This is a genomic window from Peptidiphaga sp., from assembly GCF_057238965.1.
On record NZ_DBHHEV010000068.1, the window covers coordinates 1 to 13,268 of the forward strand.

10 protein-coding genes are annotated in these 13,268 nt (G+C 67.1%); 6 read left to right on the forward strand and 4 right to left on the reverse strand.

Going from position 1 to position 13,268, the window contains the following annotated elements:
• Positions 1-2,316 (reverse strand): ATP-dependent RNA helicase HrpA (gene hrpA, locus ACO48X_RS08420; protein ID WP_485001640.1); only part of this gene is annotated, 2,316 nt, incomplete at its 3' end.
• A 29-nt stretch (positions 2,317-2,345) separates the two neighbouring features.
• Positions 2,346-2,915: a hypothetical protein gene (locus ACO48X_RS08425; RefSeq protein ID WP_485001641.1), complete on the reverse strand. Its 570-nt coding sequence runs from the start codon at positions 2,913-2,915 to the stop codon at positions 2,346-2,348.
• 134 nt (positions 2,916-3,049) lie between these two features.
• On the opposite strand from ACO48X_RS08425, the gene ACO48X_RS08430 reads away from it, so the two are divergent.
• The 6 genes from ACO48X_RS08430 to ACO48X_RS08455 all read left to right on the forward strand — a co-directional run bounded on the left by ACO48X_RS08430 (position 3,050) and on the right by ACO48X_RS08455 (position 10,428).
• A complete protein-coding gene (locus ACO48X_RS08430) occupies positions 3,050-3,286 on the forward strand; it encodes a hypothetical protein (RefSeq protein ID WP_485001642.1) in 237 nt (78 codons plus the stop codon).
• Positions 3,287-3,306: 20 nt separating this feature from the next.
• A complete protein-coding gene (locus tag ACO48X_RS08435; protein WP_485001643.1) occupies positions 3,307-4,128 on the forward strand; it encodes a trimeric intracellular cation channel family protein in 822 nt (273 codons plus the stop codon).
• Between the two features lie 217 nt (positions 4,129-4,345).
• Positions 4,346-5,245, forward strand: coding sequence for a 2-hydroxy-3-oxopropionate reductase (garR, locus tag ACO48X_RS08440; RefSeq protein WP_485001644.1), 900 nt, complete (start codon positions 4,346-4,348; stop codon positions 5,243-5,245).
• A gap of 120 nt (positions 5,246-5,365) precedes the next feature.
• Positions 5,366-6,502 (forward strand): glycerate kinase, encoded by a 1,137-nt coding sequence (locus ACO48X_RS08445; RefSeq protein WP_485001645.1) that lies wholly within the window; start codon positions 5,366-5,368, stop codon positions 6,500-6,502.
• Positions 6,503-6,973: 471 nt separating this feature from the next.
• Positions 6,974-8,701: an ABC transporter ATP-binding protein gene (locus tag ACO48X_RS08450; protein WP_485001646.1), complete on the forward strand. Its 1,728-nt coding sequence runs from the start codon at positions 6,974-6,976 to the stop codon at positions 8,699-8,701.
• The gene (locus ACO48X_RS08455) at positions 8,698-10,428 is read left to right on the forward strand and encodes an ABC transporter ATP-binding protein (RefSeq protein ID WP_485001647.1); all 1,731 of its coding nucleotides are present in this window, start codon (positions 8,698-8,700) and stop codon (positions 10,426-10,428) included. The genes ACO48X_RS08450 and ACO48X_RS08455 overlap by 4 nt, the downstream gene beginning before the upstream one ends.
• 7 nt (positions 10,429-10,435) lie before the next feature.
• On the opposite strand, the gene ACO48X_RS08460 is transcribed toward ACO48X_RS08455, so the two are convergent.
• Both ACO48X_RS08460 and ACO48X_RS08465 read right to left on the reverse strand, forming a co-directional pair.
• A complete protein-coding gene (locus ACO48X_RS08460; protein WP_485001648.1) occupies positions 10,436-11,452 on the reverse strand; it encodes an App1 family protein phosphatidate phosphatase in 1,017 nt (338 codons plus the stop codon).
• Positions 11,453-11,479: 27 nt separating this feature from the next.
• Positions 11,480-12,958, reverse strand: coding sequence for an HNH endonuclease signature motif containing protein (locus ACO48X_RS08465; protein WP_485001649.1), 1,479 nt, complete (start codon positions 12,956-12,958; stop codon positions 11,480-11,482).
• Positions 12,959-13,268: the final 310 nt, after the last annotated feature.

The window sequence follows — 13,268 nt, forward strand, 5'->3', positions numbered from 1 at the left end:
CAAAGGCTCGATCCACTGCGGCTCGATCGCGGCCGCCGTGCGGGCGAAAAGCCTGGACGTCTCCACCAGCTCGGCCGCCATGACCCATGCGGGAGTTCGCTTGCTCAGCCCCGAGCCCGGCCAGATCACGAAGTGGGCGCCGCGGGCGCCCTCGTAATCGCGCGAGCGCTGTGAATAGTTGCCGAGGTTGGACAGGAGCCCGACGAGCATGGAGCGATGGATCGCGCCCGCTTCGGGAGTGTCCGCTCCCCGCCCGAAATCCCGGCACGCCGCGGCCGCGGCGCCAGAATTGGGCGCGCCTCCGAGCGCGGGGGCGCCATTCTCCCCGGCCTGTCTGATCTGCGCGCGGCTGGGCAGGCCGATGGACGCCGCGTCAATGCCGAGGGGTTTGGCGAGTTGGCGCAGCTGCGCGACGACGTCGGCCCATTCGCGAAAGCGCAGATAGTTGAGGAACTCGGCGCGGCACATTCGACGAAACGCGGAGCCGGAGAGCTCGCGGCGCTGGACGTTGAGGTAACGCCACAGGGTGAGGTACGCGAGGAAGTCGGAGGAGCGCGCCGTGAAGCGGGCGTGCAGCTGATCGGCCTGCGGGCGCTTTTCGGCGGGGCGCTCGCGCACGTCTTGGACGGACAGGGCGGCGACCAGCACGAGCACTTCCGAGGCGCAGCCGTTCTTGTCCGCTTCCAGGAGCATGCGCCCCAGCCGAGGGTCGATGGGGAGCCTGGCCAGCCGCCGGCCGACGGATGTGAGGCGGGCCCCGCCGTCTATCGCCCCGATCTCGGTCAGGAGCTGGGCGCCCGCGCGCACGGCCCGCTCCTCGGGAGGGTCGATGAACGGAAAATCCGCGACGTCCCCCAATCGAAGCGCAAGCATTTGGAGGATGACCGACGCGAGGGAGGTTCGCTGGATCTCAGGCTGCGTGAACTTCTCGCGCCCGTCGAAGTCCTCCTGCGAATACAGCCGGATGCAGATGCCGTCCGCCACGCGTCCGCTGCGGCCCGCGCGCTGGTTCGCGCTGGCCTGCGAGATCGGCTCGATCGGAAGGCGCTGGACCTTGGTTCGCGCGGAGTAGCGCGAGATTCGAGCGGTTCCCGGGTCGACGACGTAGCGGATGCCCGGAACGGTCAGCGAGGTCTCGGCGATATTCGTGGCGAGGATGATGCGGCGATGGGGGCGCCGTTCGAAAATGCGATGCTGCTCGGCCGCCGACAGGCGCGAATACAGGGGGAGCACCTCGACGGCGTCGGGAACCGAGGACCGCCCGCCCGGCTCGATGTGCCTGCGTCCGAGCTCGTCGGCGAAGGCGGCCTGCGCGTCGCGAATCTCGCCTTCGCCCGAGAGGAAGACGAGGATGTCGCCCGGCCCTTCGGCCATGAGCTCCTCGCAGGCCTCGACGATCCCGGTCGCCTGGTCGATCGCCTCGCTGTCGCCGTCGTCCCCGACAAGCGGACGGTAGCGGATTTCGACGGGGTACGTGCGCCCGGAGACTTCGACGACGGGTGCGTTGAAATGCTCGGCGAAGCGCTGCGTGTCGATCGTGGCGGAGGTGATGATCACCTTGAGGTCGGGCCGCCGCGGCAGGAGGCGGACCAGGTATCCCAGCAGAAAGTCGATGTTTAGGGAGCGCTCGTGGGCTTCGTCGATGATGATCGTGTCGTATCGGGCAAGCTCCGGGTCGGATTGGATTTCGGCGAGCAGGATGCCGTCGGTCATGAGCTTGACGAGGGTGCCGGGGGAGACTTCCTCCGTGAAGCGCACCTGGTAGCCGACCTGTGCGCCGAGGTCGACGCCGAGCTCGTGGGCGAGCCGGTCCGCCACAGCGCGGGCCGCGATGCGCCTGGGCTGCGTGTGGCCGATCATGGCGCTCGTTCCGCGGCCCAGCTCCAGGCATATTTTCGGCAGCTGGGTGGTTTTTCCCGACCCGGTCTCTCCCGCGACGACGACGACCTGGTTGTCGCGAATTGCCCGCGCGATCTCGTCTCGGCGGGCGGAAATGGGCAGATCGGGGTAGGCGATGCTCGGCACTGATCTCTTGCGCGCCTCCACTTGCTCGGCGGTGAGCGGCGCGGGCGCCCGCCGCTTGTCGCCGTTGCGTCTGTTGCGGCCGCGCTCGCTGCCCTTGTCGCGGCCCCGCTCGCGGCCTGCGCCGTCGCCCTTGTCGCGCTTATGACTGGACCTTCTATCCGGGCGCTTTCTTCCGGGGGCTCCGGCGCTTTTGGGGTCTCCCGCTTCCCCGCTGGGACGGGCGGAATTCGCGTTGGCCCCTGTGCCTGACGGCGCGGGGCGGGGATCGGCGGAGGAATTGTCTTGAGGCATACGGGCCAATTCTCCCATGCGCCCCCGCGTCACTCGAATTGCGCGGCGAGCTGGGCCAGGCAGGCCTTCCAGAACTCCTTGGTCTCGGCGACCTCGGCAGCGTCGTGCAAACCCGAATGCTCCACGGAGATCTGAGTGCGGCTTTCGCCGGATGACGTCGGCTCGAGCTCGTGCACGCCCACCGTGATGAGCGAGCCGTCGGCGGCCTCGAGCCGCAGCGACCTGCCGGGGGTCCGCCCGCGCACCCCGAACTCGCAGTCGAGCCAGTCGCGGCGAAGGTCGTCGTCGTCGAGGAACGGCCACACGGCCTCTGCCGGGCGCCGAATCGTCTTCCATGCGCTAGTGCGCAGGGGGCCCTTGCGGGTCCTGCCCTGGCGAAGACCCCGGGCGCGTTCGTAGTCGATCGTGAGCGACTGGGCCCACCAGGCGTCGACCTCGTGCTTGACGCCCAGCCAGCGCGCGATGCGCCGTCGGTCCCAGCTCTCGGCCCCGGCCTTGTCGAGAAGCGCGAACCATCGCTGGCGCGACCGCCCGGTGGCGGCTTTCAGGCGATCGTCGCTGATCGCAGGACTGTGTGCCGACGTCGTTGTTCCGCTCATCGTTCCTCCTGGCAGTAGTCTAGCCATAAGATGTGGCTTCGGTCATATTTGACGGGGGCGCGGCTCTTCTGAGCTTTGATCGGCATCGACGGATAAAATCGATGATGAACCAACACGCACAGTTAGGAGTGATTATGGGAGTGAAGTCTCTGGCGCTTGGATTGGCCGCCGGATACGTTCTGGGAGCCCGCGCCGGGCGCCAGCGCTACGAGCAGATCGCCAAGGTCAGCTCGAAGGTCTGGAACTCAAAGCCCGTTCAGGCCGGGGTCGGCAAGGCGCGCGGCGCCGCAGGGGCCGGCTATTCGTCGGCGAAGGCAAAGTTCTCGCCGAAGAACGACGACGAAATCGAGGCGGCCGCCGTCGAATTCTGAGTCTCTAGGGCGGGCCTGACGTGACTGTCGCGCAGATCTTCACACACGCTTTTACTTTCTTCGACGTCTTCGGAGTGGTCTTGGCCGGAGTGCTCGGCGGAATGGTCGCGCGCGAAGAGCGTTTCGACCTCGTCGGCTTCGTGGCGCTCGCCGTCATGGTGGCTTTGGGCGGGGGGATGCTGCGAGACGCCCTGCTGCAAAAGGGCCCGCCCGTCGCGCTGACAAACCCGTTCTACATCGGCGGGGCGTTCCTGGGCGCCCTCATCGCCTTCGCCATGCGGATGACGGGCAAATGGTGGAACCGCTTCTTCATCGTCGCCGACGCCTTCGTCGTGAGCACGTGGGCGGCCACCGGCGCGATCAAAACGCTCAACGCCGGCTACGGGGTGGGCCCGGCGATGCTTCTGGGCGTCATCACGGGGGTCGGGGGCGGCATGTTCCGCGACATCGCGGTGGGAAGGACCCCGGCGATCTTCGGGGGAAACACACTGTACGCGACGGGCGCGCTCGTGGCGACATGGCCGGCGATCGTCCTTTGGAACCTGCACAAGCCCTTCCTCGCCCTCGTCTCCGGCATGGCTGTGGGCGGGGTGCTGTGTGTCGCGGCCCGCCGGTTCAAATGGAAGCTGCCCGTCAACAACGACTACTCGCTCACTCAGCGCGTCCGGGTGAGCTTCGAGGAATATGCGCGGGCCAAGGCCGTCGAGCGGACGATGCGCCTCGACAAGGCCCAGCGCGAGAAGGTCCGCCTTGACAAACGCAGGGGCGAGAAATGGCGGCGCGAAAAGACGATGACGAGCCGACGCCGCCGCCTGCGCCGCCGCAGAATCCTAGACGAGTGAACGCCCTCCTGACGGCGCAGCCCTCCTGACGGCGCGCGCCCGTCGTCGACCGCTGCCCCTTCGCCGAATAGAAGTCCGCAGAGCGGAATAGAGAGTCCGCAAAGCGGAAAAAAGAGTGTCGGTATGCGGATCTTTGTTATAGAATTGCAGTGTGACTGCAGGCGCCTCACCGAAGAGGAGCCGCCACGCCCCAGAATCAAGCACTAAGGAGATTTCCATGAAGATCGGTTTCATCGGCCTCGGCATCATGGGCCGCCCAATGGCCAAGAACCTCGTCAAGGCGGGGCATGAGCTCTACGTCAACGACTTCCACAAGGAAGCGGTCGATGACCTCGTGGCCCAGGGGGCCACCGCCGTCGCGAACGCCAAAGAAGCTGCCCTCGCCTCGGAGCTCGTCATCACGATGCTTCCCAACTCGCCGCACGTCAAGACGGTCGCCCTCGGCGAGAACGGGGTCGTCGAAGGCGCGCACGAAGGCCTCGTCTACGTCGACATGTCCTCCATCGCTCCTCTCGTTTCGCGCGAGGTTCACGACGAACTGGCCAAAGTCGGCATCCCCATGCTCGACGCGCCGGTCTCGGGCGGCGAGCCCAAGGCGATCGACGGCACCATGGCCGTCATGGTCGGCGGCGACAAGGCGGTGTTCGAGCAGGTCGCGCCCGTCCTCGACGTCATGGCCGGATCGGTCACCTACGTCGGCGCCATCGGGGCCGGCAACATCGCGAAGCTTGCCAACCAGACGATCGTCGCGGTCAACATCGCGGCGTGCGCGGAGGCGTTTGTGCTGGCGCAGAAGGCCGGCGTGGACCCCGAGGCCGTGTTCCAGGCGATCCGCGGCGGCCTCGCCGGCTCGACTGTCATGGACGCCAAGGTTCCGATGATGCTCGCCCGGAATTTCGCCCCGGGCTTCCGCATCAACCTGCACATCAAGGACCTCAACAACGTCCTCGACACGGGCCACGGCGTGAACTCGCCGCTGCCGCTGACCGCAGCGGTTCGCGACATGATGAGCGTGCTCCAGGGAGACGGCTTCGAGACCGACGACCATTCCGGCCTGCTCAAGTACTACGAGAAGCTCTCCGACATCGAGCTTCGCCCCGGCGAGCCCGAGGAGTGAGCGCCCGCTGAACGCGACGGCCTCGGCGCCCGTGCGTCCACGCCGAGGCCCCGCGGCTCGCGCTTTCAGTTTTCGTTGCCGCGCTGCCAGTTTCATTGCGGCGCGGCTCAGGAGGTTCAATTGAAGATCGTATGCGCTCCCGACAGTTTCAAGGAGTCGATGAGCGCCGCGCAGGCGGCGGCGGCTCTGGCCGAGGGCGTGCGCCGAGTCGCGCCCGACGCCGAGTGCGTGGAGATTCCCATGGCCGACGGCGGCGAAGGCTTCACCGAGTCCCTCGCCGACGCGCTCGGCCTTTCCGCCGTCGAAGCGCCGGTGCTGGACGCCTACGGGCGCCCCGCCGTCGCCCGTTTCGCCCTCTCCGAAGGGCTTGCCGTCATGGAGTGCGCCCAGGCCATCGGGCTGGGAATGGTTCCGCCGGAGCGGCGCCGCATCCGCGAGGCCAGCACGTTCGGCGTCGGCCAGATGATCCTCTCCGCGCTCGACGGCGGGGCGCGCGAGTTCCTTTTCGGCATCGGCGGCTCGGCCACAAACGACGGCGGGGCCGGGATGCTGCGCGCCCTCGGAGTGCGCTTCCTCGACGCCGAGGGCCGCGAGCTCGAGGGCTCTCCCGCCTCCCTCGCGAGGCTCGACTCGATCGACGCCTCCGGGCTTGATCCGCGGGCCGCGGCGGCGACCTTCAAGATCGCCTGCGACGTCGACAACCCCCTGCTCGGCCCGCGCGGATCTTCCGCCGTTTACGGGCCGCAAAAGGGCGCGTCCCCGGAAGACGTCGCCTTCTTGGACGGAACCCTGGAGCGCCTGGCGAGGACCGCCGGACACCTTGACTCCTTCGCCGCGGCGCCGGGGGCGGGCGCAGCCGGGGGGCTGGGCTACGCCTTCTCCGCATTTCTCGGCGGGGAGCTGCAGTCCGGGGCGGACCTCGTCGTGGAAGCCGTCGGATTGGCGGAAGCCGTCAAGGGGGCCGACTTCGTCTTCACCGGAGAAGGGGCGATGGACAGGCAGACGCTCATGGGCAAAACCCTGTCAGGGGTCGCGCGGGCGGCCGCGGGCGTGCCGATCGTCGCCTTCGCGGGGCGGCTCGGCGAAGGCGTGGAGGAGCTGTACAGCCACGGCTTCGTCGGCCTCGTGCCGATCGTCGCGGGCGTGACCACTCTGGAGGAGGCTCTCGCGGGCGGGCGCGAGGCTCTGGCCGACGCCGCCGAAAGGACGATGAGGCTCCTGCTGGCGGGTGCGGCTCGGAGCGCCGATCTGCAGTGAAAAGGACTTTCTTGCATTAAGGCGGCCAAAACTTGGAACTTATAATGCACCGTCGTGCTTCGCGCGGCGGGATTGGCCGTTGTTAACGCATCGTCGTGTTTTGCGCCGCGCGATTGGCCGCTGCTAATGCATCGTCGTGCTTTGCGCGGCGGGGTTGGCCGCTGCTAATGCATCGTCGTGTTTCGTGCCGCGCGATTGGCCGCTGCCCGGCCTGTCGAAGCCGACAGTGACGCCGCTGTGCCGCGGGCGCCTCCCTCGGCCGCAAGCTCCACAAACATTCAGCAGGTGACGCCGCTGCTGCTGCTGCAGCCCTTTCCGCCGACTTCCACGCGCGCCTTGTGCCGTGCGGCTGAGCATTGACCCCTCGGAACAGGAAGTGTAACCTGAATCTCGTTAGGTTGCCCTTACCGGCGAGGTTCGCATGAAGGCGTGCGGCCGCATCCGCCGAGCAGACGTCAGGAAGGCGTTCACGTGAGTGAAAATCGCGAAGCAAAGGCGCGAAAGAGCCTCGAAAAGGCGAGGGCGGGGCAGTCCGCCGTCAAGCGGCTTTCTCGCCCGGTCAGGGGATGGATCGGCGTCGCGCAGCTCCTCACTGTCGCATCGGCCGCGCTCGGCGTCGTGCCCTACATCGCCCTCGTCCGCCTGGGGGACCTTCTGCTGAGCGCCTACCGAACGGATTCGCCGGTCGACGCGGACCGGGCCCGCGGAGTCCTCATGCTCCTCTTGGCCGCCTACGGCGCCCGGCTCGGCCTCTACTTCGTCGCGCTCCTCCTCACACACGTGGCAGACCTCAAAATGCGCGACGGCCTGCGCCGCTCGATCGTGGAGCGGCTTTCGCGCGCGCCTCTCGCGTGGTTCTCCGACAAGGGCTCGGGCGCTGTGCGCAAGGCGGTCCAGGACGACGCGTCGATGGTCCACACGGTCATCGCCCACGGCCCCGTCGACAAGACGAACGCCCTCGTTTCGCCGCTCGCCCTGCTCGTGTACGTCTTCACGCTCGACTGGCGCCTGGGCCTGCTGTCCATATGCACCGTGCCGATGTACGGGCTCACCTACAGCCTGACGTTGAGGGGCATGGCGGAGAAGACGGCGGAAATGGACGAGAAACTCGAAAGGGTCTCCTCCACGATGGTCGAATTCATCGCGGGAATCGCGGTGGTCAAGGCCTTCGGCAGGGTCGGCCATGCGCACGCCAACTACATAGAGCAGGCTGAGAAATTCGGAAAGTTCTACAGGGCGTGGGCGATGCCGCTCGTGACGACCGCGGCCCTGTCCCAGATGTGGATTTCGATTCCGGTGCTGCTGTTCGTCAATCTGGGAGGCGGCGCTTTGCTTATCGACGCCGGCGTCGTGGACGTTCCGCAGGCGCTCGCCGCCACGCTCATCGCGCTCGTCCTGCCGGGAACGATCATGACTGTCACAACGATCGTCTGGTCCTACCAGAGGGCGGGCGGCGCCGCCGTCCGACTGTGCGAGATGCTCGACGTCCCCGTGCTTCCGAGCGCCGAGAATCCCCGCAAGCCCGATGGGATTCGGGTGCGCGTCGACGACGTCGAATACTCATACGGGCAGACCAAAGCGCTCAAGGGCGTCTCCCTCACCCTCGAGCCGGGGACGGTCACCGCGTTGCTCGGCCCGTCCGGCTCCGGCAAGAGCACCCTCGCCACGCTCATCGCCCGCTTCGACGACCCCGACTCCGGGTCGATCTCAATCGGCGGCGTCGACCTGCGCGAGATGTCGCAGGAGACCCTTTTCTCGACGGTTTCCTTCGTGCTCCAAGACGCGCAGCTGCTCAAGGCGAGCGTGCGCGACAACATCGCCCTGGGCAAGCCGGACGCGAGCATCGAGGAGGTGCGCGAAGCCGCAAGGGTCGCCAGGATCGACGACGTCGTCATGGCCCTTCCCAGCGGGTATGACACCGTCATCGGCGGCGACACGGCCCTTTCCGGAGGGCAAGAGCAGCGAATCGCCATCGCGCGGGCCGTGCTGCTCGATACGCCGGTCCTCATTCTCGACGAGGCGACGGCGATGGCCGACCCGGAGTCGGAAGCCGAGATCCAGCAGGCCTTGACCGGGCTGGCGAGGGGGAAAACGGTGCTCGTTATCGCCCACAGGCCGGGATCGATACGCGGGGCCGATCAGATCGTCGTCCTCGAAGGCGGCCGGGTGCGCGCCGCAGAAGGGAAGGAAGGAAAATGAACCGCCCCCGGGCGCTTTTCTCCAGTTTCAGACGGCTGATGGACCGCGAGTCCTGGGCGATGGTGGCCCGCGCCCTCATCTTCGCCGCGGCGAGCGGGGCTCTGACCGGATTGGCGCTGCTCGCAATTCTTCCGGCGTCGACGGCCCTCGCGTCGGGCGGCGCGGGCAGGTGGCTCGTCGTCCTCGCCTGCGTCGGCGCGGCCGCGGCGATCCTCGAGTTCCTGCAGATCCGCACGGGGTATCGGGGTGCCCTCGGATTCATGCGCACCCTTCACCACGCCGTGGGCGACAAGATCGCGACCTTGCCCTTGGGGTGGTTCAAGGCGGACACGGCGGGAAGGCTCTCGCGCCTGTCCTCCCAGGAGCTCGTCAACCTCGCGGAGGCGACGGGCCATTTTCTGTACTCGATGTTCTCCAACGCTGCCTCCGTCCTCGTCATCTGGATCGGCGCGTGGTTCTGGGATTGGCGCCTGGGCCTGCTCATGACTTTCGCCGCGCCGCTGCTCGCGTTGTTCATGAACGCAGCCAGGCGGCTGACCGCGCGGGGGCACGCCTTGACCGAGCCGACCGAGGAGGAGCTCGCCTCCCGCATCGTCGAGTTCTCCCGCTGCCAGGGCGCTTTGAGGTCATGCAACGCCGCGTCCGCCGGACTGGAAAATGCATTTTCAACGAACGCCAAAGCGGGCCGCTCGGCAATGCTGTGGTCGTCGCTGGGGCTGCTGATGTCCGGGACGCTCACGCAGATCATCGTCACGTCGATGGTTTACCTCGTCGGCCTGTTGGCCGTCGGAGGCGAGTTCCAGCCGCTGGAGGCTATCGCGGCGATCGGCATGTGCCTGCGTTTTACGACGATGCTCGACGCCGTCTCCAACGCCCTTTTCGGCCTTGAGGAGCGCCGCCAAAGCCTGATCGGCATAGACGAGGTCATGGACGCCCCGTCGCAGGCGGTCCCCGAGGTTTCTCGGAAGCAGACGGACCGCGGCGCGGTTGCCCTGCGCGACGTCGATTTCGCCTATGAAAGCGAGCACCCGGTGCTGCGCGGCGTGAGCTTCGAGGTTCCCGCTCGGTCGATGTGCGCGATCGTGGGGCCGTCGGGGTCGGGCAAAACGACCATCGCGCGTCTCGTCTCCCGTTTTTACGACGTAGACGCGGGCTCCGTGGCGGTCGGCGGCGCGGACGTCAGGGAACTGACGACCGAGGACCTCATGGCTCAGCTTTCGATGGTTTTCCAGGACGTTTACCTTTTCGACGACACGTTGGAGGCGAACATCCGCATCGGCTCTCCCAGGGCCGACGACGCCGAGCTGCGCCGCGCGGCCGACCTGGCAGGGGTGACCGAGATCGTCCGGCGCCTCCCGGAGGGATGGAGTTCGCGGGTCGGCGAGGGCGGGCGCAGCCTTTCCGGCGGCGAGCGCCAGCGCGTGTCGGTTGCCCGGGCGTTGCTCAAGCGGGCGCCCATCGTCCTCTTCGACGAGGCGACGAGCGCCCTCGACGCCGAGAACGAGGCGCACATCGTCGAGGCGATGGAGGAGCTGCGGCGCCACTCGACCCTCCTCGTCATTGCGCACAAGCTTGAAACGATCCTCGCCGCAGACAAGGTGATCGTGCTCAATTCCCGAGGCGAGGTTGCGCAGGAGGGCACGCACGAGCAGCTGATCGCCGTTCCCGGCACGTACGCGGATTTTTGGGCGCAGCGCGAATCGGCTGCGGGGTGGCGCTTGGTGTGAGGGTGCGTTACATGCTCGCTCGCCAGCGGGCGAGGAGTTCGTACCCGTCGCGGCCGTAGACGGTGGGCACGTGGCGGCTGGCGCGGCCGGCGAGTTTGCCTTCGCGGCTTCCCGGCATTCCGTGGGTGAGCACCTGTTCGACGGCGTCGAGTTGGCGCAGCGCGATGAATTCGACGCGGGAGGGGTGTTCGCGCGCCAGATCCGCGTAGATGAGCGGGTCGTGCTGCCCGTCGTCGCCCACGAGGATCCATTTGATGTGCGGAAACATGATGAGGAGGTTGCGCAGCTGCGTCATTTTGTGCTCTTTGCCGGAGCGGAAGAGGCCGGTTGGCGTGGGGCCCCAGTCGGTGAGAAGCAGCGGGCCGTCGGGAAGGCCGTGTTCAAGGATGAACTGGCTGAGGGTGGGTGCCGTGTTCCATGCGCCCGTCGACAGGTAGAAGACGGGGGAGCCGGGCTCGATGATCGCCTTGTAGAACTCGGAGATTCCAGGCACGGCCTTTCGGGCGTTGGTGTGCAGCACGAACGAGTTCCAGAGCGCGAGCATCGGGCGGGGGAGCCAGGTGATCATGATCGTGTCGTCGACGTCGGAGATGATTCCCCTGCTCACGCCGGGGTCGACGACGATGACCGGCGCCTGCACCGGATCGCCCGCGGCGGGGGTGATCGTCGCGCAGTGGCGTCCGGGTTCGAGCCCGTGGTCCTCGATGAGGAGGTCGATGTAGCCCGACTCCGATGTAAAGGTCTCGACGTCGCGCCCGTTGACGGTGACGGTGACGGGGAGGTACCCGACCTGGGTGGTGAAGAACTGACGCCACCCGCGTTTGGCCTGCTGCGCGAAGGCCATCTGCCAATCTGTTGCGTTTGGGTTCGCCATGAGCGCCCGGGCCATGACGCGGACGGCCGACGTCGAACCGTACCCCGTGTACGGGTACAACCGCGGAAGCCACCCTTTTTTGCGGCGGGAGACGATCCCGCGGCGGTTGTTCTCACGTTCGATCTGACGGACGATGTCTGCGAGACCCATAGCAACAAGCCTAGACCAAAGCCGTCTCTATCCGGGCACTGCTCGCACGCCTTCTTCGCGCCTCCCTTCATGTTTTCGTATGCCGATGACCGCCCCGTCCGCTCTTGTGAAGACGAAGCCCCCGTCGTGGTGGCGTATGGAGATCATGTCGTGATGGACGAGGGCGTGGTGGTGCCAGCATAGAAGGATCGCGTTTGCCAGGTTCGTTTTTCCTCCGGCTTGCCACGGCAATGCGTGGTGAATCTGCCCGTGGGCGAGAGTGTCCGAGCACCCCGGGTATCGACAGGTGCGGTCCCTCGCGACGACCGCCCGGGTTTGCGCGGGGGTGAAAAGGCGTTTCTCCCGTCCGACGTCGAGAACCTCCCCGGTTGCCGATAGAACGACGCGGGCGATTGACGAGTCGCATAGCAATCGCGCCAGCTGGCTCATCGACAGGGCCGACCCGTCATCCAGTTTGGCGGGTTCAAGCCCGTTGAGCGCCTTGACGTCCATGGAGGCCGGGATCGCCCCGAGCAAGCTGCCGAGTCGCTCCGCCTGGCTGTCGAGGGAAGTCAGGCATTGGCCCAGCCTTCCTTGCCCGCGTCCGGTTTCTGTGCAAGATCCGCGCTCGCCGTTTCCGCCGTGCCGGCTTTCGCCGCCGCGGCTTCCGCTCTCTTTCCCGGCGTCGGACGCAAGGATCGTGCACCCGTGGGCCGGGGCCGCCTGCGCTTTGGCCGCGCCGCGCAAAGAGCCGGCCGTGCCGCTCAGGGACTTTTCCACGTCCACAAGGGTCGATAAGGGCACGTGCACCGAGATGTGCGGTCGGATGCGGGCGCCCGTGGAGAGGGCTCCGGCGTCGAGCTGCGCGGTCGCCAGCTTGACGAAGGCGCGGGCTCGCCGCTCCGGCAACGTCCGGACGTCGTCGGCGCTTTTCCGCCCCATGATCGCGCTCAGCGCCGTATCGACGACGGCCGCCGTCTCGTCCGAGAACCACCCCGTGACCCGCATGCCTGAGCCTTCGCGGGCGAAGGCGAGGGATTCGCGCGAGGCGTCCTTCTTCTCCGCCTCCACGCCCGACGCGGCGTCGTGGGTGAAGGCGCGGGATTTGATTCGCCGTTCGAATTCGCGCGGGGCGCACTTCTGGGCGTAGGCGATCAACTCGTCTTGAACGCCGTCCTCAGTCAGTTTCTCTTTCAGGGCGGGGGTGGAAAACACGCGGCGGACGGCGTCGACGTGTTCCGGGAAGATCTCGCCGTCCGTCAAAGCCGCCGACAGCTTCCGCAATTCGGATTCGAGGGCTTGGGCCCGCTTGATCTCTCGCGAAGCCGCGGCTGGAGACTGGCCGGAGGCCTTCTCGTTCCACTGCGTCAGCGTCCGAGTCCCCGAGGAGCGCCAACTCCTCTTTTTGTCGATTGCCAGGAGCATCCGTCCGCGGACCGCGCTGAGGCGGGAAACCAGCTTGGCCAGTGCCTCGGCGTCGGCGAGAAGCTCGTCCCCGGAAAGCCCAGACAGGTCTTCTTCGTTCATCCGCGATATGAGTTCCCCGATCGTGTCGAGACAGCCCGCCACGCGACTTTTGCCGGTCCTTGACGACCAGTCGCTGGGAACGCCCTCGCGTGCGCCGATCGACGGCGCGCAGCCTTCGTCTGCACGAGATCCAGGGCGCTGCGGCCGAAGCCCACGCCCATCGAGAATCGCAGGGCGGCCGACACGGCTCCCAGACGCCGTCGGGCCCGCGGCAACGGAGTTCATTTGACCGCCTAACTCGCTTTGGTTTCTTCCGTCCCTTCGATTCCCTTCACCACCATCTTAACGCTAGAAGAAAGGATTGTCAATT

What these genes read in the sequence shown, in the direction of transcription:
- garR (WP_485001644.1), top strand. Translation starts at nt 4,346, where the DNA reads ATGAAGATCGGTTTCATCGGCCTCGGCATCATGGGCCGCCCAATGGCC.
- ACO48X_RS08430 (WP_485001642.1), top strand. Translation starts at nt 3,050, where the DNA reads ATGGGAGTGAAGTCTCTGGCGCTTGGATTGGCCGCCGGATACGTTCTG.
- ACO48X_RS08425 (WP_485001641.1), bottom strand. Translation starts at nt 2,915, where the DNA reads ATGAGCGGAACAACGACGTCGGCACACAGTCCTGCGATCAGCGACGAT.
- ACO48X_RS08455 (WP_485001647.1), top strand. Translation starts at nt 8,698, where the DNA reads ATGAACCGCCCCCGGGCGCTTTTCTCCAGTTTCAGACGGCTGATGGAC.
- ACO48X_RS08465 (WP_485001649.1), bottom strand. Translation starts at nt 12,958, where the DNA reads ATGAACGAAGAAGACCTGTCTGGGCTTTCCGGGGACGAGCTTCTCGCC.
- ACO48X_RS08460 (WP_485001648.1), bottom strand. Translation starts at nt 11,452, where the DNA reads ATGGGTCTCGCAGACATCGTCCGTCAGATCGAACGTGAGAACAACCGC.